The sequence below is a fragment of the Pseudomonas sp. ICBG1301 genome (assembly GCF_016918385.1).
In the GTDB taxonomy this organism is placed as follows: domain Bacteria; phylum Pseudomonadota; class Gammaproteobacteria; order Pseudomonadales; family Pseudomonadaceae; genus Aquipseudomonas; species Aquipseudomonas palleroniana.
This window is the reverse complement of record NZ_JAEKGB010000004.1, coordinates 491,185-509,299: the sequence shown is the minus strand read 5'-3', so window position 1 is coordinate 509,299 and position 18,115 is coordinate 491,185. Positions and strand designations below refer to the sequence as shown.

General features: G+C 61.3%; 16 protein-coding genes. 12 read left to right on the top strand and 4 right to left on the bottom strand.

The window, feature by feature from the left end:
- The first annotated feature begins 125 nt into the window (after positions 1-125).
- The 4 genes from JBE38_RS12415 to JBE38_RS12400 all read left to right on the top strand — a co-directional run bounded on the left by JBE38_RS12415 (position 126) and on the right by JBE38_RS12400 (position 4,741).
- Positions 126-1,481: a M16 family metallopeptidase gene (locus tag JBE38_RS12415; RefSeq protein ID WP_205344381.1), complete on the top strand. Its 1,356-nt coding sequence runs from the start codon at positions 126-128 to the stop codon at positions 1,479-1,481.
- Positions 1,474-2,961, top strand: a complete 1,488-nt coding sequence (locus JBE38_RS12410) for a M16 family metallopeptidase (RefSeq protein WP_090368202.1) — start codon at positions 1,474-1,476, stop codon at positions 2,959-2,961. Before JBE38_RS12415 ends, JBE38_RS12410 begins: the two co-directional genes overlap by 8 nt.
- Positions 2,961-3,569 (top strand): 16S rRNA (guanine(966)-N(2))-methyltransferase RsmD, encoded by a 609-nt coding sequence (rsmD, locus tag JBE38_RS12405; RefSeq protein ID WP_104994937.1) that lies wholly within the window; start codon positions 2,961-2,963, stop codon positions 3,567-3,569. The genes JBE38_RS12410 and rsmD overlap by 1 nt, the downstream gene beginning before the upstream one ends.
- 176 nt (positions 3,570-3,745) lie before the next feature.
- A complete protein-coding gene (locus JBE38_RS12400; protein ID WP_060753482.1) occupies positions 3,746-4,741 on the top strand; it encodes a hydrolase in 996 nt (331 codons plus the stop codon).
- Between the two features lie 116 nt (positions 4,742-4,857).
- Here the strand turns inward: JBE38_RS12400 and JBE38_RS12395 are convergent, their stop codons facing one another.
- Both JBE38_RS12395 and JBE38_RS12390 read right to left on the bottom strand, forming a co-directional pair.
- Positions 4,858-5,712, bottom strand: a complete 855-nt coding sequence (locus JBE38_RS12395; protein WP_205344380.1) for a sulfurtransferase — start codon at positions 5,710-5,712, stop codon at positions 4,858-4,860.
- A gap of 33 nt (positions 5,713-5,745) precedes the next feature.
- Positions 5,746-6,417 (bottom strand): TetR/AcrR family transcriptional regulator, encoded by a 672-nt coding sequence (locus JBE38_RS12390; protein ID WP_060753484.1) that lies wholly within the window; start codon positions 6,415-6,417, stop codon positions 5,746-5,748.
- A 146-nt stretch (positions 6,418-6,563) separates the two neighbouring features.
- Between JBE38_RS12390 and JBE38_RS12385 the strand changes: the two genes are divergently transcribed.
- The 5 genes from JBE38_RS12385 to JBE38_RS12365 all read left to right on the top strand — a co-directional run bounded on the left by JBE38_RS12385 (position 6,564) and on the right by JBE38_RS12365 (position 11,263).
- Complete coding sequence (locus JBE38_RS12385) at positions 6,564-7,991, top strand: coniferyl aldehyde dehydrogenase (RefSeq protein ID WP_205344379.1); 1,428 nt, start codon at positions 6,564-6,566, stop codon at positions 7,989-7,991.
- Positions 7,992-8,051: 60 nt separating this feature from the next.
- Positions 8,052-8,597 carry a twin-arginine translocation pathway signal protein gene (locus JBE38_RS12380; protein ID WP_104994941.1) on the top strand — a complete coding sequence of 182 codons (546 nt, stop codon included), beginning with the start codon at positions 8,052-8,054 and terminating at the stop codon, positions 8,595-8,597.
- Positions 8,598-8,634: 37 nt separating this feature from the next.
- Entirely contained in the window at positions 8,635-10,230 is a 1,596-nt protein-coding gene (locus JBE38_RS12375; RefSeq protein ID WP_090368191.1) for a GMC family oxidoreductase, read from the top strand.
- A 103-nt stretch (positions 10,231-10,333) separates the two neighbouring features.
- Positions 10,334-10,813 carry a pantetheine-phosphate adenylyltransferase gene (gene coaD, locus JBE38_RS12370; RefSeq protein ID WP_003176711.1) on the top strand — a complete coding sequence of 160 codons (480 nt, stop codon included), beginning with the start codon at positions 10,334-10,336 and terminating at the stop codon, positions 10,811-10,813.
- A gap of 198 nt (positions 10,814-11,011) precedes the next feature.
- Positions 11,012-11,263 carry a YfhL family 4Fe-4S dicluster ferredoxin gene (locus JBE38_RS12365; RefSeq protein ID WP_003195146.1) on the top strand — a complete coding sequence of 84 codons (252 nt, stop codon included), beginning with the start codon at positions 11,012-11,014 and terminating at the stop codon, positions 11,261-11,263.
- A 133-nt stretch (positions 11,264-11,396) separates the two neighbouring features.
- On the opposite strand, the gene mutM is transcribed toward JBE38_RS12365, so the two are convergent.
- On the bottom strand, positions 11,397-12,209 hold the full coding sequence (gene mutM / locus JBE38_RS12360) for a bifunctional DNA-formamidopyrimidine glycosylase/DNA-(apurinic or apyrimidinic site) lyase (RefSeq protein WP_090368188.1): 813 nt from the start codon (positions 12,207-12,209) through the stop codon (positions 11,397-11,399).
- A gap of 21 nt (positions 12,210-12,230) precedes the next feature.
- Positions 12,231-13,043, bottom strand: a complete 813-nt coding sequence (locus JBE38_RS12355) for an HDOD domain-containing protein (RefSeq protein WP_174554053.1) — start codon at positions 13,041-13,043, stop codon at positions 12,231-12,233.
- Between the two features lie 279 nt (positions 13,044-13,322).
- Between JBE38_RS12355 and JBE38_RS12350 the strand changes: the two genes are divergently transcribed.
- The 3 genes from JBE38_RS12350 to ilvD all read left to right on the top strand — a co-directional run bounded on the left by JBE38_RS12350 (position 13,323) and on the right by ilvD (position 17,984).
- Entirely contained in the window at positions 13,323-14,519 is a 1,197-nt protein-coding gene (locus tag JBE38_RS12350; RefSeq protein WP_060753490.1) for a class I SAM-dependent rRNA methyltransferase, read from the top strand.
- 145 nt (positions 14,520-14,664) lie between these two features.
- Positions 14,665-15,825 (top strand): MFS transporter, encoded by a 1,161-nt coding sequence (locus tag JBE38_RS12345; RefSeq protein WP_205344378.1) that lies wholly within the window; start codon positions 14,665-14,667, stop codon positions 15,823-15,825.
- Positions 15,826-16,142: 317 nt separating this feature from the next.
- Positions 16,143-17,984: a dihydroxy-acid dehydratase gene (gene ilvD, locus JBE38_RS12340; RefSeq protein WP_104994945.1), complete on the top strand. Its 1,842-nt coding sequence runs from the start codon at positions 16,143-16,145 to the stop codon at positions 17,982-17,984.
- Positions 17,985-18,115: the final 131 nt, after the last annotated feature.

Genomic DNA, 18,115 nt, shown 5'->3' with positions numbered 1-18,115 from the left:
CCGACGACTGAACCCGGGACAGGATGACCGCCGCAGTGGCCGTGTCCAAATCGGATCAGTATCCTAGCACCTCCTCGCCCGCCGACGCTAAGACCAAGCGGGCAGCCCAACAGGTTTAAAAACGAATGAATGCTCTAGCCCGCCGCGCCGCAGGCCTGCTGCTCAGCACAGTTTGTCTGCCCCTTTGCGCTTTCGCAGCCGACCCACAACCCACCCATGAATTCACCCTGGATAACGGCCTCAAAGTGGTCGTGCGCGAAGATCATCGTGCACCCGTTGTAGTTTCCCAGGTTTGGTACAAGGTGGGTTCAAGCTACGAGACCCCGGGCCAGACCGGTTTGTCCCACGCCCTGGAACACATGATGTTCAAAGGCAGCGCCAAGGTCGGCCCCGGCGAAGCCTCGCTGATCCTGCGCGACCTGGGCGCCGAGGAAAACGCCTTCACCAGTGACGACTACACCGCCTACTACCAGGTGCTGGCCCGTGATCGCCTGGGCGTGGCCTTCGAACTGGAAGCCGACCGCATGGCAAGCCTGCGCCTGCCGGCCGATGAGTTCAGCCGCGAAATCGAAGTGATCAAGGAAGAACGCCGCCTGCGCACCGACGACAACCCAATGTCCAAGGCCTACGAGCGCTTCAAGGCCATGGCCTACCCGGCCAGCGGCTACCACACGCCGACTATCGGCTGGATGGCCGACCTTGAGCGCATGAAGGTCGAGGAGCTGCGTCACTGGTACCAGTCCTGGTACGTGCCGAACAATGCCACCCTGGTGGTCGTCGGCGACGTCACGCCGGACGAGGTGAAAAACCTGGCCCAACGGTATTTCGGCCCGATTCCCAAGCGCGACGTGCCACCGGCCAAGATCCCACTGGAGCTGGCCGCGCCCGGCGAACGCCTGCTGACCATGCGTGTGCAAACCCAACTGCCGAGCGTGATCCTCGGCTTCAACGTCCCAAGCCTGGCAACGGCCGAAGACAAGCGCTCGGTACAAGCCCTGCGCCTGATCTCCGCCTTGCTGGATGGCGGCTACAGCGCACGTATTTCCGAGCAACTGGAACGTGGTGAAGAACTGGTTTCCGCCGCCTCCACCAGCTACGACGCCTACACCCGTGGCGACAGCCTGTTCACCCTGACGGCCACGCCGAACCAACAGAAGAAAAAGACCATTGCCCAAGCCGAAGCCGGCCTGTGGCGCCTGCTGGAAGAGCTGAAAGCCAAACCGCCGACCGCCGAGGAACTGGAGCGCATCCGCGCCCAGGTCATTGCCGGCGTGGTCTACCAGCGCGACTCCATCACCAGCCAGGCCACGGCCATCGGTTCGCTGGAAACCGTCGGCCTGTCCTGGAAGCTGATGGACACTGAACTGGCCGAGCTGCAAAGCGTGACCCCGCAAGATATCCAGAAAGCCGCGCGCACCTATTTCACCCGCGATCGTCTGAGCGTCGCCCATGTTCTGCCTGAGGAGACCGCTCATGAGTAATCGAAGCAGCCGCCTGATCTTTCCCGGCCTGGTCGTCGTCACCCTGGTCGCCGCAAGCGCCGTGTACTTCCTGCGCCCAAGCGAATCCGTCGCCAGCCAGGCGCTGGACAAGGCGCAATCGAGCAACACCCTGCAATCGCTCGCGGAGTTGGACGGCAAGGCGCCGACCAACCGCAAACTCGACGTGCAAACCTGGAACACCGCTGAAGGCGCCAAGGTACTGTTCGTCGAAGCCCATGAACTGCCGATGTTCGACATGCGTATCCTGTTCGCCGCCGGCAGCAGCCAGGACGGTGACGTCCCGGGCCTGGCCCTGATGACCAACGCCATGCTCAACGAGGGTGTGCCGGGCAAGGATGTGAGCCAGATCGCCAGCGGTTTTGAAAGCCTGGGCGCCGATTTCGGCAATGGCGCTTACCGCGACATGGCGCTGGTGTCCTTGCGCAGCCTGAGCGACAGCGACAAACGCGATGCCGCGTTGAACCTGTTTGATGAGGTGATCGGCAAGCCGACTTTCCCGGCCGACTCACTGGCGCGCATCAAGAACCAGATCCTTGCCGGTTTCGAATACCAGAAGCAGAACCCCGGCAAACTGGCGAGCCTGGAGCTGTTCAAACGTCTCTACGGTGACCACCCGTACGCGCACCCGAGCGAAGGCACCGCCGAAAGCGTTCCAAAAATCACCCTCGCCCAGCTGCAGGCGTTTCACGCCAAAGCTTACGCCGCGGGTAATGCAGTCATTGCAGTGGTCGGCGACCTGACCCGCGCCGAAGCCGAAGCGATGACCGCCAAGGTTTCCGCATCGCTGCCCAAAGGTCCGGCGCTGGCCAAGATCGCTCAGCCAACCGAACCCAAGGCCGGCCTGAGCCACATCGAGTTTCCGTCCAAGCAGACTCACCTGCTGTTCGCCCAACTGGGTATCGACCGCGCCGATCCGGACTACGCAGCCCTCTCCCTGGGCAACCAGATCCTCGGTGGCGGCGGCTTCGGCACTCGCTTGATGAGTGAAGTGCGCGAAAAACGCGGCCTGACCTACGGCGTGTACTCCGGCTTTTCGCCGATGCAGGTACGCGGCCCGTTCATGATCAACCTGCAGACTCGCGCCGAAATGAGCGGCGGCACCCTGCGCCTGGTCGAGGACGTGCTGGCCGACTACCTCAAGACCGGCCCGACGCAAAAGGAACTGGATGACGCCAAGCGCGAGTTGGCCGGCAGCTTCCCACTGTCGACGGCAAGCAACGCCGATATCGTCGGGCAACTGGGCGCGATGGGTTTCTACAACCTGCCGCTGAGCTATCTGGAAGATTTCATGAAACAATCCCAGGCCCTGACCACAGAGCAGGTCAAGGCTGCCTTGAACAAACACTTGAGCGCCGACAAGATGGTCATCGTGACCGCCGGCCCGACGATTGCGCAAAAGCCACTACCGCCCCCCACTGACAAACCCGCCGAGCAACCGCTCGGGGTTCCGGAGCATTAATGGCCAGTTCATCTCGCCCGAAAAAACCTGTCCACAACGTCCATAACGGTGTGGGCCAACTGCGCATCATTGGTGGTGAATGGGGCAGCCGCAAGCTGAGCTTCCCCGATGTCGTGGGCCTGCGCCCGACGCCGGATCGCGTGCGTGAAACCCTGTTCAACTGGCTCGCGCCGCACATCGGCGGGGCCAAGGTACTGGACCCGTTTGCCGGCAGCGGCGCGCTGTTCCTGGAGGCGCTGTCCCGGGGGGCGGCCCAAGGCCAGGCGCTGGATGCCAGCAATGTGGCGGTTTCCAGCCTCAAGGAACACCTGGGCACCTTGCGCTGCACCACCGGCCAGGTCCAGACCGCCGACGCCTTGCGCTACCTGGACACCCAGCCGGCCAGCGAATACGACGTCGTGTTCCTCGACCCACCGTTCAACCAGAACCTGTTGCCGACCGTGTGTGCGTTGCTCGAAGAACGCCAATGGCTGGCGCCCGATGCCTGGATCTACACTGAAAGCGAGACTGCGCCATCCACGCTTGGCCTGCCGGGCAGCTGGCGCCTGCACCGGGAACAGAAGTCCGGCCGCGTGTATTACGCCCTGTGGCACCGCAACACCATGTAGTGAGCGGGCTTGTCCCGCGCTGGGTGGCGCAGCCGCCCTAAACCAGGCGCCTAATTTCTGCCTGGATACGTACCTTAAAACCAGACGCCTGAGCTCTACCCGGACGCATGCGTTAGACGGATTGGGACGGCTGCGCCGCCCAGCGCGGGGCAAGCCCGCTCACTACAGAGACCTTCATGAAGACGTCGTCTGGAAATTTTACGCCCGCCTTCGGCCTCGGCAACCCACATCTGCAAACGCTGTGGGGGCCGTTGTGGCGCCCGACCACCCACCTCGAGCGCCAGCGCGAACGCTTATGGCTGGACGACGGCGACTTCCTTGACCTCGACTGGCATGGTCCCCACGACGTGCAAGCACCGTTGGTGCTGGTGCTGCATGGGCTGACCGGCTCATCCAACTCACCCTACGTGGCCGGCCTGCAAAAAGCCCTCGCCGAGCAGGGCTGGGCCAGTGCGGCGCTGAACTGGCGGGGCTGTTCGGGTGAGCCAAACCTGTTGGCGCGCAGCTATCACTCGGGCGCCAGTGAAGACCTGGCGGCGGCGATTGCACACCTGCGAGCCAAACGGCCGTTGGCACCGCTGTATGCAGTGGGTTATTCGCTGGGCGGCAACGTGCTGCTCAAGCATCTGGGTGAAACCGGTGAAAGGTCGGGCTTGCAAGGCGCGGCGGCGGTATCGGTGCCGTTTCGTCTGGATCAGTGCGCGGATCGTATCGGGCTGGGGTTCTCCCGGGTTTACCAAAAGCATTTCATGCGCGAAATGCTGACGTACATCCGCGTCAAACAGAGCCGTTTTCTGCAGGACGGTCGTGCTGAAGGGCTGAAAACCCTGGAAGCACTCGGTTCGTTGGAAAAAATGCGCACGTTTTGGGATTTCGACGGGCGAGTGACCGCACCGCTGCACGGTTTTCTGAGTGCCGAAGACTATTACCGTCGCGCATCGAGCCGTTACTACCTGGGTGGGATCCGCACCCCCACCCTGATCATCCAGGCCGCGGACGACCCCTTCGTGTTCAGCCACAGCCTGCCCGAAGCCAGCGAACTGTCAGATTGCACCGAGTTCGAACTGCTGGCCAAGGGTGGGCACGTGGGGTTTGTGGACGGTTCGCTGAAGCGCCCCGGCTACTACCTCGAACGACGAATCCCACAATGGCTACAGACAAAACGCAGTTAAACATGTGGGAGGGGGCTTGCTCCCGATGGCGGTGTATCAGTATCAGATGTCCTGACCGACCTACTGCTATCGGGAGCAAGCCCCCACATCTTGATTGGATTCACACCGGCATTACGTCAATCGCCAGTAGCGACCTTCCGCGCAGGATCGGTAATCCACTCGCTCCACGACCCCGCATACAAGGTGCCCAAGGGGTAACCCGCCAGGCTCAGGGCGAACAGGTTGTGGCACGCCGTCACGCCTGAGCCGCAGTAGGCAACCAGCTTGTCCGGCGAGCGGCCCTGCAACTGCGCGGCAAACCGCTGCTTGAGCTGTTCGGCCGGCAGGAAGCGGCCGTCACTGCCCAGGTTTTCACTGAATGCCGCACATTGCGCGCCAGGAATATGCCCGGCGACCGGGTCGATAGGCTCCACTTCGCCGCGAAAACGCGGTTGAGCGCGGGCATCGATCAACGTCATACCGGGTTCGCCCAGACGTTTTTGCAGCTGTTCGGCATCTACCAGCAGATGATTGTCCGGCGTGCCGGTAAAGGCTCCCGGCTCGATCACCGGTGCATCCAGGCTCAACGGGAAACCGGCCGCGTGCCAAGCCTTGAGGCCGCCGTCCAGGATAAACACGCCATCGCGCTTGCCCAGCCAGGCCAGCAGCCACCAGGCGCGGGCGGCATAGGCGCCAGGCCCGTCGTCATACAGCACAATGTCGGTGTCGGCGTTGATGCCCCACGCCCGCAGTTGCTGTACCAGAGTGTCCGCCGCCGGCAGCGGGTGACGACCGGTCACACCCTTCGTCACCGGGCCGCTGAGGTGACGCTCCAGGTCGGCGTATTGCGCGCCTTCGATATGCCCTTCGGCATAGCTGCAAAGCCCATAGTCAGGGTCTTCCAAGGCAAAACGGCAATCAAGGATCACCAGCCCTCCACGCTGTTGGCGCTCGGCCAGTTGCTGGGGGCTGATCAGTTGCGCAAGCGGCATGACGGACTCCTGTGAACAGATTAGGGAAAGGTCCTACTTCACTTCTTCCAGTGCCTGATTCAACGGCACGTAAAACTCTTTGAACAGCGCATCTACTGCTTCCTTCGCCTGGGGTGTGACAAACCCCGCCTCCAGCACCAGCACCTGATACACCCCGCGTTTGATCGCTTCAGCGCTCAAGTGCGCGGAGTTTTCATTGGTGGTGCACAGGAAACGTACCCAGGAGGTGAGAATGATCCAGGCATTGAGGGTCAGGGCTTCGGTTTGCACCTTATCCATATTGAGGATGCCGGCATCGACAAACCCTTGGTAGATGGCACCGCCCTGGGTCAGGCAACGTTGGGAGAAACGCCGGTAGCCGGTGGCCAGTTCCGGATCGCTTTCCAGCAAATGTTCAAGATCACGGTGCAGGAAACGATAGCGCCACATGCCGGCCAGCACGGCCTGCAGATAGAAGCGTTTGTCTTCGACGGTGACGGCGCGGCCTTGGGGCGGCCGCAGGAAACTGTCCACCAGGGCTTCATATTCACGAAACAGTACGGCGATGATCGCCTGCTTGTTGGGGAAGTGGTAGTACAGGTTGCCCGGGGAAATTTCCATATGGGCGGCAATGTGGTTGGTGCTGACGCTACGCTCGCCCTGCTGGTTAAAAAGCTCCAGGCTGGTTTGCACAATGCGCTCGCTGGTCTTTACTCGTGGTGCCATAGGGGATCAGCTTCTGTACACGTGATGAGGCATCTTACGGCCTATCCTTGCCAGGATAAATCCGCATGTTGCTGCAATGTTATTTGACAATTTAGAGTAATGACTCTAATAAATGATGCATTCCAATAATAGTCGGGAACTGCGCCATGTCTGCCAACGTTGCCTATCTGCAAGATTCCCAAGGGCCGGATCAACTCCAGCCCCTGTTCGACGCACAACGGCGTGCCTACGCGGCCAACCCGATGCCGCCGGCCGAGCAGCGCCAGCAATGGCTCAAGGCATTGCGCGACCTGCTCAGTGACGAACGCCAGGCGTTGATCAACGCGATCAGCCAAGACTTCAGCAACCGCAGCGCCGACGAAACCCTCTTCGCCGAATTGATGCCCAGCCTGCATGGCATTCACTATGCCAGCAAACACCTCAAGGGCTGGATGAAACCCTCCCGCCGCGCCGTAGGCGTCGCCTTCCAACCGGCTTCAGCCAAAGTCATCTACCAACCGCTGGGCGTGGTCGGGGTGATCGTGCCCTGGAATTACCCGCTGTATCTGGCTATAGGCCCGCTGGTCGGGGCTTTGGCGGCGGGTAACCGGGTGATGCTCAAGCTCAGCGAGTCCACCCCTGCCACTGGCGAGCTGCTCAAAACCCTCTTGGCGAAAATCTTCCCCGAGGACCTGGTGTGCGTGGTGTTGGGCGAGGCCGAAGTGGGCATGGCGTTTTCCAGGCTGCCCTTCGATCACCTGCTGTTTACCGGCGCCACCAGCATCGGCAAGCATGTAATGCGTGCTGCCGCCGAACACCTCACGCCGGTCACCCTGGAACTGGGCGGCAAATCCCCTGCCATCGTTTCCGCCGATGTGCCGCTCAAGGATGCCGCCGAACGTATCGCCTTCGGTAAAGCCTTGAACGCCGGGCAGACCTGCGTGGCACCGGACTACGTGTTGGTGCCGGAAGATCGCATCGAGGGTTTCGTCGAGGCCTACACCCAGGCCGTTCGCGGGTTTTATCCGACCCTGGCCGACAACCCCGACTACACCGCCGTCATCAACGAACGGCAATTGGCCCGGCTCAATAGCTACGTCAAGGACGCGACCGACAAAGGCGCCACCCTGATTGCGCTGTATGACCAGGGCCAGGCACGACGCATGGCCCACAGCCTGCTGCTTGACGTCAGTGATGACATGATCGTGATGCAGGATGAAATCTTCGGGCCTTTGCTGCCTATCGTGCCTTATCGCGGCCTCGACCAAGCCTTTGCCTACATCAACCAACGCCCTCGCCCACTGGCCCTTTACTACTTTGGCTACAACAAGGGCGAACAGAACCGTGTGCTTCACGAAACCCATTCCGGTGGCGTATGCCTGAACGACACTCTGCTGCATGTGGCTCAGGACGACATGCCGTTTGGTGGCATCGGCCCCTCAGGCATGGGGCACTACCATGGGCATGAAGGCTTCCTGACGTTCAGCAAGGCCAAAGGCGTATTGGTGAAGCAGCGCCTGAACGCCGCAAAGTTGATCTACCCGCCTTACGGAAAATCGATCCAGAAGTTAATCCAGAAGCTGTTTATCCGCTGATATCTCTACCTTCGGCACTCTCAACCTTCGGGACTCTCCACCTTCGGGACTATAAAAACAATGAACCCCAGCCTGACTGAATCACCCGCGCTGTCACGGCGCGGCGTCTTGAAAATCGGCCTGTGCGCCAGCGCCTTCCTGGCCACCGCCGGGTTGGGCGCCAGCCTCAGTGGCTGCTCCAGCAGCACCCCGGCCAGCGGCTTTGCCATGCTACGCAGCAGCGACCTGCCCTTCTTGCGTGCGGTGATCCCGGTGCTGCTCGAAGGCGCCGCCAGCGCCCAGGCGGTGGTCGACGGGGTTGAAGACACCCTGAAAAAACTCGACTACAGCCTGCAACACCTGTCGCCGGAAATGTTCAAGCTCACCCAGCAACTGTTCGATGTATTGGCCATGGGCATCACCCGTGGCCCGCTGACCGGGATCTGGGGCAGTTGGGAAAACGCCAGCGCGGAGCAAATCCGCAATTTCCTGCACCGCTGGGAAAACAGCTACCTGAACCTGCTGCGCATGGGCCAGGGCTCGTTGCTCAAGCTGGTGATCATGGCCTGGTACTTTCGGCCAGAGTCCTGGGCCCACTGCGGCTACCCCGGCCCGCCGAAGATCTGATGCGTATCTTCCCTCATAAAAACAAGAGACGACCCTGATGCCCGTACCCGATCTGTTCCGCGACGGCCTGGCCCGCGGCTGGAAAACCCACAATGGCGCCGCCCTCGACAACGACCTGACCCTGGAAGCCGACGTGGCGATCATCGGCAGCGGTGCCGGCGGCGGCACCACGGCTGAAATCCTCAGCGCGGCGGGCTACAAGGTGCTGCTGATCGAAGAAGGCCCGCTCAAGACCAGCAGCGACTTCAAGCTGTTGGAGGACGAGGCTTACGCCAGCCTGTACCAGGAAGGTATCGGCCGCATGAGCAAGGACGGCGCGATCACGATCCTGCAGGGGCGGGCCGTGGGCGGTACCACGCTGATCAACTGGACCTCCAGCTTCCGCACACCCGACCCCACGCTGACCCACTGGGCCAGTGAATACGCGGTCAAAGGCCACAGCAGCGCCGAGATGGCGCCGTGGTTCGAGAAAATGGAACAACGCCTGGGCATCGCACCCTGGGCCATTCCACCCAACGCCAACAACGATGTGATCCGCAAGGGCTGCGAACAGCTCGGCTACAGCTGGCACGTGATCCCACGCAACGTGCGCGGCTGCTTCAACCTGGGTTATTGCGGCATGGGTTGCCCGGTCAACGCCAAGCAGTCAATGCTGGTGACCACCATTCCGGCCACTCTGGAAAAAGGCGGTGAGCTGCTCTACCTGGCCCGTGCCGAACGCCTCAAATACAGCGGCGACACCATCAGCAGCCTGGAGTGCGTGGCCATGGACGAGCGCTGCGTGGCGCCCACCGGCCGCAAGATCACGGTCAGGGCCAAGCATTACGTGCTGTCCGGCGGCGGCATCAACAGCCCGGCACTGCTGATGCGCTCGGACGCGCCGGATCCGCACTCGCGCCTGGGCAAGCGCACGTTCCTGCATCTGGTGAATTTCTCCGCCGGGCTGTTCGACGAGGTGATCAACCCATTCTACGGTGCGCCACAGTCGATCTATTCCGACCACTTCCAATGGCAGGACGGCACCACCGGCAAAATGTCCTACAAGCTCGAGGCGCCGCCCTTGCACCCGGGCCTGGCCAGTACCTTGTTCGGTGGCTACGGCACGCAAAACGCGCTGGAGATGGGACAGTTGCCCCACACCCACGCCATGCTGGCGTTGATGCGCGACGGTTTTCACCCCGACAGCCAAGGCGGCACCGTGGACTTGCGCGGGGACGGTACGCCCGTGCTCGACTATCAAGTTTCACCTTATGCCTGGGACGGCCTGCGCCGGGCCTTTCACAGCATGGCCGAGATCCAGTTCGCCGCCGGCGCAAAGTCGGTCAAACCACTGCATCACGATGCACGTCATGTGAACACCCTGGCCCAAGCACGCGAACTGATTGACGGCCTGAACCTGGAATTGCATCGAACCACGCTGGGCAGCGCCCATGTGATGGGCGGTTGCGCCATGGGTGAAGATCCGAAAATCGCAGTGGCCGATAGCCTCGGTCGCCATCACCAACTGCGTAACCTGTCGATCCACGACGGCTCGCTATTTCCCACCAGCATTGGTGCCAACCCGCAATTGTCGGTGTATGGCTTGACGGCGCAACTGGCGACGGCATTGGCCGAACGTCTGAAAACAGCATGAAAAAACCAGGTATTCACGGTATCTATCTACATAAGTCGACTTGGCCGACCGGGATGGCTGCGATACCATCCGGTTCCCCAACGGACTCCGCCAGGACGACGCGATGAACCGAGTGTTGTACCCAGGTACCTTCGACCCGATTACCAAAGGCCATGGCGATCTGGTCGAACGCGCCTCTCGCCTGTTCGACCATGTGATCATCGCAGTCGCGGCCAGCCCCAAGAAAAACCCGCTGTTTCCCCTGGAACAGCGCGTGGAGCTGGCACGTGAGGTCACCAAGCACCTGCCCAACGTGGAAGTAGTGGGTTTCTCCACACTGCTGGCCCATTTCGCCAAAGAGCAGAACGCCAATGTATTCCTGCGTGGGCTGCGTGCGGTGTCGGACTTCGAATATGAATTCCAGCTGGCCAACATGAACCGCCAATTGGCGCCGGACGTGGAAAGCCTGTTCCTCACGCCGTCGGAACGCTATTCGTTCATTTCCTCGACGCTGGTCCGTGAGATCGCGGCGTTGGGCGGCGATATCACCAAGTTCGTGCACCCGGCCGTCGCCGATGCGCTGACGTTACGCTTCAAGAAGTAAAAATGACTGTGGCGAGGGAGCTTGCTCCCGCTGGACTGCGCAGCAGTCCCAGCCTCGTCAAGCAAAGACCCGGGGCCGCTTTGCGCCCCAACGGGAGCAAGCTCCCTCGCCACAGGCTCGCACTGCGGGCGCCAATGCGGCACAATTGCGCGCATTAGTTTTCAGATGCCTTGGCTGACCGCCCTGGCAGGAGTTTCCATGTCCCTGATCATCACCGACGATTGCATCAATTGCGACGTCTGCGAACCTGAGTGCCCGAACGCTGCCATTTCCCAGGGCGAAGAGATCTACGTGATCGACCCGAACCTGTGCACCCAATGCGTCGGCCACTATGACGAGCCTCAATGCCAGCAAGTGTGCCCGGTAGACTGCATTCCACTCGACGAAGCGCATCCCGAGACCGAAGAGCAGTTGATGGAGAAGTACCGGAAGATTACCGGTAAGGCCTGAAGCTTATCGGCGTCCATTCGGGCCTCATCGGGAGCAAGCCCCCTCCCACACTCGACCGCATTCTCATGGTGGAACCTGGTCAACTGTGGGAGGGGGCTTGCTCCCGATGGCGATATCCGCCATCACACCGCAATCAGCGCTGGCACTTGGGGCAAAACACACTCGCCCGCTGCCCCAGCACCACATTGCGCAACTCGCTCCCGCAGAGCTTGCACGCCTCGCCTCCCCGGCCGTAGACGAACAGTTCCTGCTGGAAATACCCCGGCTGTCCGTCACCACCGATAAAGTCCCGCAGCGTGGTACCGCCCCGCTCGATGGCGGCCGCCAGCACGCGCTTGATCTCGATCGCCAGCTTCAAGTACCGCGCTCGTGAAATGCCGCCGGCCTCTCGACGCGGGTCGATGCCCGCCGCAAACAGCGCTTCCGTCGCGTAGATGTTGCCCACGCCCACCACCACCGCGTTGTCCATGATGAATGGCTTCACCGCCATCGAACGGCCACGGGACAGTTGGAACAGGCGCTCGCCATCGAACAGCTCGGTCAAAGGCTCCGGGCCGAGGCGGATCAGCAGTTCGTGATTGTGTGGGTCCTGGCTCCACAGCATGGCGCCGAAGCGCCGAGGGTCGGTGTAGCGCAGCGCCAGGCCGGATTCGAGTTCAATGTCCACATGCTCATGCTTGGCCGCCGGCAGGCCGGCTTCCACCAGGCGCAAATTACCCGACATGCCCAGGTGGCTGATCAGGGTGCCCACTTCAGCGTTGATCAGCAGGTATTTGGCCCGCCGCTCCACCAGCACGATGCGTTGCCCGGACAGGCGCACGTCCAAGTCCTCCGGGATCGGCCAGCGCAGGCGTCGCTCACGTACCACCACACGGCTGACGCGCTGGCCTTCCAGGTGTGGGGCAATTCCGCGTCTCGTGGTTTCGACCTCTGGTAACTCGGGCATGTGTACCTCTTGAAGACAGGTTTAGTGGGCGCCCAGTTCGCGGATCGACAATTTCATGCTTTCGAAGTCGTAGTCCGACAGGCCCACGTAGTCCAGCACCAGATGGCCGATGGCTTCCCACTCGTGGTCCACCGCCTGGTTGCCCAGCACGCGGTGCGACGAACAAATGTGCTCGGCCATTTTCAGGATTGCCAGCAGGTTTTTCAGCTGCGAATTGCGCGACGACTCATCGCTGAAAATCGCCAGGGCGTTGTGATGGTTGGCAATCGCGTCGGTCACGTGTTCCGGCAGGCGCCAGGATTTGGCGGTGTAATAGCCGACCACGGCATGGTTGGTGTTGAACGCGTTGTTTTCGGTGTCGACCACACGACAGTCGGGGTTGGCGTTGGCGTAGGCTTCCTCGAGCACCGTCATGTAGTTGGGAAAACGCTTGAGCATCAACGGCACGCCACAATCGTGGAACAGGCCCAGGGCATAAGCCTCGTCGACCGCTTGCGAGCCGGTGCGCTTGGCCAGGGTCAGGCAGGTCATGGCCACATCCTGGGCAGTGTCCCAGAAGCGGTTGAGGGTGACGATGGTGTCGTCGCTCATCTCGCCCCTGATCGACTGCGCGTTGATCAGGTTGATGATCGAGCGGCTGCCCAGCAGGTTCACGGCGCGCTGGATCGAGGCGATCTTGTTGCTCAGGCCGTAATACGGCGAGTTGACGATTTTCAACAACGCGCCGGACAGGCCCGGGTCCTGGGAGATCAGCCGTGCAATCACCTCCAGGTCTGGGTCGGGCATGTACTGCTCCATCTGCAAATCCACCATGATTTGCGGTTGAGGCGGCACACTGATGCCTTGCAGGGCCTGTTGGATCTGTTCGGCGGAAAGCTCTTGGGACATAAGTACACACTCTGGGCTAGACGGGGATTCTAACCTCTATAGGAACCTGACTGACACCTCAAAAACCTGAACAAAAACCCGGTCAAACGCGCGAGAGGGCTGGTTGCCGATTGCATCAGCGCCGTACGTCAGATACACCGCGCCGCCTGCATCGCGGGCAAGCCCACTCCCACATCAACCGCGCCGCAACAGGTATACTCCCGCTCTTTTTTCCGGAGCGACGTCATGTCCCTGCCAAGCCTGCGTCTCAAAGCCAACGCCGATCGTCGTTTGCGCAACGGCCACCTGTGGGTCTACAGCAACGAAATCGACGTGGCCGCCACCCCACTTCACGGCTTCCAGGCAGGCGACCAGGCCATCCTGGAAGCGGCCGGCGGCAAGACCCTCGGCATCGTGGCCATGAGCCCGAACAACCTGATCTGCGCCCGCCTGCTGTCGCGCGACATCAAGTTGCCGCTGGACAAGTCGCTGCTGGTACACCGCCTGAACGTCGCCCTGTCCCTGCGTGAGCGCCTGTTCGACAAGCCGTTCTACCGCCTGGTCTACGGTGACTCCGACCTGCTGCCGGGCCTGGTGGTCGATCGTTTCGGCGACATCCTGGTGGTGCAGATCGCTTCGGCGACCATGGAAGCCCACAAAGACGACGTGATCGCTGCGCTGACCCAAGTGCTCAAGCCAAGCGGCATCCTGTTCAAGAACGACTCCGCCGCACGTGACGCCGAGGGCCTCAACCGCTACGTCGAAACCGTGTTCGGCCTGGTGCCGGAATGGGTGGCGCTGGAAGAAAACGGTGTGAAATTCGAAGCCCCGGTGATCCAGGGCCAGAAGACCGGCTGGTTCTACGACCACCGCATGAACCGCGCGCGCCTGGCCCCGTATGCCAAAGGCAAGCGCGTACTCGACCTGTACAGCTACATCGGCGGCTGGGGCGTGCAAGCTGCCGCCTTCGGCGCCAGTGAAGTATTCTGCGTCGACGCCTCCGCCTTCGCCCTTGATGGCGTAGAGCGCAACGCCGCGCTGAACGGCTTCGCCGAGAAAATGACCTGCATCGAAGGCGACGTCTTTGAAGCCCTGAAAGAACTGAAAGCCAGCGAAGAACGCTTCGACGTGATCGTCGCCGACCCACCGGCCTTCATCAAGCGCAAAAAAGACATGAAAAACGGCGAAGGCGCCTACCGTCGCCTCAACGAGCAAGCCATGCGCCTGCTCAGCAAGGACGGCATCCTGGTCAGCGCCTCGTGCTCCATGCACCTGCCGGAAGACGACCTGCAAAACATCCTGCTGACCAGCGCCCGCCATCTGGACCGCAATATCCAGATGCTCGAACGCGGCGGCCAGGGCCCGGACCACCCGGTGCACCCGGCGATTGCCGAGACGCGGTATATCAAGAGCATTACTTGCCGGTTGTTGCCGAATAGCTAAGTAACACCAGGCCCCCTGTAGGAGCGAGCTTGCTCCTACAGGAATAGGCTACGTTCTTAAAGGAATTGTCTGATCTGATTTTGATTGAGTTCCACTTTTCCCAGACTAGTATCGGTTTCTGGTTTCACTCCGGAAAACAAAAACAATGTCTGGACCTGCCCTCTCCCGCTTTATCCTCATCACCTGCATTTCACTGATCAGCTTCTTTCCCATCAATATACTGCTGCCCTCATTTCCCGCCCTGTCTGCCCGGTTCGATACGCCCAGCGCAGATATCGCACTGTCCATCAGCCTGTTCACCCTGGTCTTTTCCATCTCCCAACTGGTCGCTGGCCCGCTTTCGGACAAATGGGGACGCAAGGAAGTCCTGCTCGGCTGCATTACGCTGTCGATCCTGGGTGCGATAGGTTGCGCACTGGCACCGGACTATCTGGCTTTTCTGCTGTTTCGAAGTGTCCAGGCAGTGGGTTGCGGTTTCTTTGTACTGGGCCATGCACTGGTGGAAGACCTGTTCGAGGAGCAGGATCGCGCCCGCATACGCCTCTACTACATGACCCTGAGCGGTTCTTTTGTCGCTCTGTCACCGCTGATCGGTTCCTGGCTGCAAACCAACTTCAATTGGCAAGGCAGCTTCTACGGCTTTGCGTTGATGGCTTTGGGGATGTTGATCCATGCGTTCTGCATCCTGCCCTCCAAGTCCGCCAGGCAGCACCGCGACCCAGTGTCTGTCCTCGGTACACTCAAAGCCGTCGCTCGCAATCGCGACTTCCTGCGTTACTGGTGGATCGCCGCGCTGGTGTTCGCCTGCTACTTCGCGCTGATCAGTGTGACGCCGCTGATTTTCATGGATGCGCTGAAACTCTCCGAATACCAATACGCGCTGGTGCTGATGGTGTACGGCATAGCCTATCTTCTCGGCGGCGTTGCGGCCTCGCACCTGCAAAAACGCATCTCGCTGTCCCGGCAGATCAACATCGGCCTCGGCCTGCTACTCGTCGCTGGCGTGCTGCTGACATTGATCATCAGCCTTCAAGCCATCACCCCCGTGACCTTGCTGATCCCGATGCTGATCAGTGCCCTGGCCGTCACACTGGTGCGCCCCGCCGCGATCTCGGCGGCCATGCTGCTGTTTTCAAGCAGCGCCGGTACGGCAGCATCAGCAGGCAACAGCATCATGTTCCTGACGGCAGCCGTCAGCAGCGCCGTGCTTGCGCAAACCGGGATACATTTATTGATGACCATCGGCGTGAGCTTCATGGTTTTCAGCCTCTGGGGTTGGCTGACGAACGCCAGGGTGGGAAAGTAAAACCCATATTGTGGCGAGCAAGCTTGCTTGCGTTGAGGTGCGAAGCGCTCCCAAAAGGGCCGGCGCCTGCTTCGCCACTGAGCGGGAGCAAGCTGCCTCGCCATAGACGGCCATTCCCTCCAGCCGCCAGCGGTGTAGAATCGGCCCTATTCATCGCCAGTCATCCCCCGGCGGGTTTATGAGCTCAAGGCCACTGCGCGCGGCGATCCCGTAGCGTTTGAGGCAACGTCCGGACACCACGGCCATTTTTCGGGTGTTCCTGACGTCAATAGAGGCTCACTTCCCTTTAGTACCTGATTAGCCGCCCGGAGTGCTCCATGCCAGATTACCGCTCGAAAACATCCACCCACGGCCGCAACATGGCCGGTGCACGCGCACTGTGGCGTGCCACGGGGATGAAGGATGACGACTTCAAGAAGCCGATCATCGCGATTGCCAACTCGTTCACCCAGTTCGTACCGGGCCACGTCCATCTCAAGGACCTGGGCCAGTTGGTCGCCCGCGAGATCGAACGCGCCGGCGGTGTAGCCAAAGAGTTCAACACCATCGCCGTGGATGACGGCATCGCCATGGGCCATGACGGCATGCTGTATTCCCTGCCGAGCCGCGAGATCATTGCCGACTCCGTGGAGTACATGGTCAACGCCCATTGCGCCGACGCCATTGTGTGCATCTCCAACTGCGACAAGATCACCCCCGGCATGCTGATGGCGTCCCTGCGCCTGAACATCCCGGTGATCTTCGTGTCCGGTGGCCCGATGGAAGCCGGCAAGACCAAGCTCGCCTCCCACGGCCTCGACCTGGTCGACGCCATGGTCATCGCCGCCGATTCCAGCGCTTCTGACGAGAAGGTCGCGGAATACGAGCGCAGTGCTTGCCCGACCTGCGGTTCGTGCTCCGGCATGTTTACCGCCAACTCGATGAACTGCCTGGTGGAAGCCCTGGGCCTGGCCTTGCCGGGCAACGGTTCCACGCTGGCCACCCACAGCGACCGCGAGCAACTGTTCCTGCAGGCCGGCCGCACCATCGTCGAGCTGTGCAAGCGCTACTACGCCGAGAACGATGAGTCGGTGCTGCCGCGCAATATCGCCAACTTCAAGGCGTTCGAAAACGCCATGACCCTGGACATCGCCATGGGCGGGTCCACCAATACCATCCTGCACTTGCTGGCTGCCGCCCAGGAAGCCGAGATCGATTTCGACCTGCGCGACATCGACCGGTTGTCCCGCAACGTGCCGCAACTGTGCAAGGTCGCGCCGAACATTCAGAAGTACCACATGGAAGATGTGCACCGTGCCGGCGGGATCTTCTCGATTCTCGGCTCGCTGGCCCGTGGTGGCCTGCTGCATACCGACCTGCCGACCGTACACAGCCGTAGCATGGAAGAAGCGATCGCCAAGTGGGATATCACCCAGACCCGTGACGAAGCGGTGCATCACTTCTTCAAGGCCGGCCCTGCGGGCATTCCGACCCAGACCGCATTCAGCCAGTCGACCCGCTGGGAAACGCTGGACGACGACCGCGAAAACGGCTGCATCCGCAGCGTCGAGCACGCCTACTCCAAGGAAGGTGGCCTGGCCGTGCTGTACGGCAACATCGCCCTGGACGGCTGCGTGGTGAAAACTGCCGGTGTGGATGAGTCCATCCACGTGTTCGAAGGCAACGCCAAGATCTTCGAAAGCCAGGACAGCGCCGTACGCGGCATCCTCGCCGACGAAGTAAAAGCAGGCGATATCGTGATCATCCGCTACGAAGGCCCGAAAGGCGGCCCGGGTATGCAGGAGATGCTCTACCCGACGTCCTACCTGAAATCCAAAGGCCTGGGCAAAGCCTGTGCCCTGCTGACCGACGGCCGCTTCTCCGGCGGCACCTCGGGCCTGTCCATCGGCCACGCCTCCCCGGAAGCCGCTGCAGGCGGCGCGATTGGCCTGGTGCAGGACGGCGACAAAGTCCTGATCGACATTCCGAACCGCTCGATCAACCTGTTGATCAGCGATGAAGAACTGGCTGCGCGCCGGGTCGAGCAGGACAAGAAAGGCTGGAAGCCGGTGGAAAAGCGTCCGCGCAAAGTCACCACCGCGCTGAAGGCATACGCCCTGTTGGCCACCAGTGCCGACAAAGGTGCGGTGCGTAACAAGGCGATGCTCGACGGCCTGTAAGCCTCCCCCATAAAAATGCCCCGCCAAGTGCGGGGCATTTTTTTGCCGGGAGTATTCTCCAAAACACTGGAGGTCAATTGTGGGAGGGGGCTTGCTCCCGATAGCGGTAGTCCAGCCAACCCATGTATCGA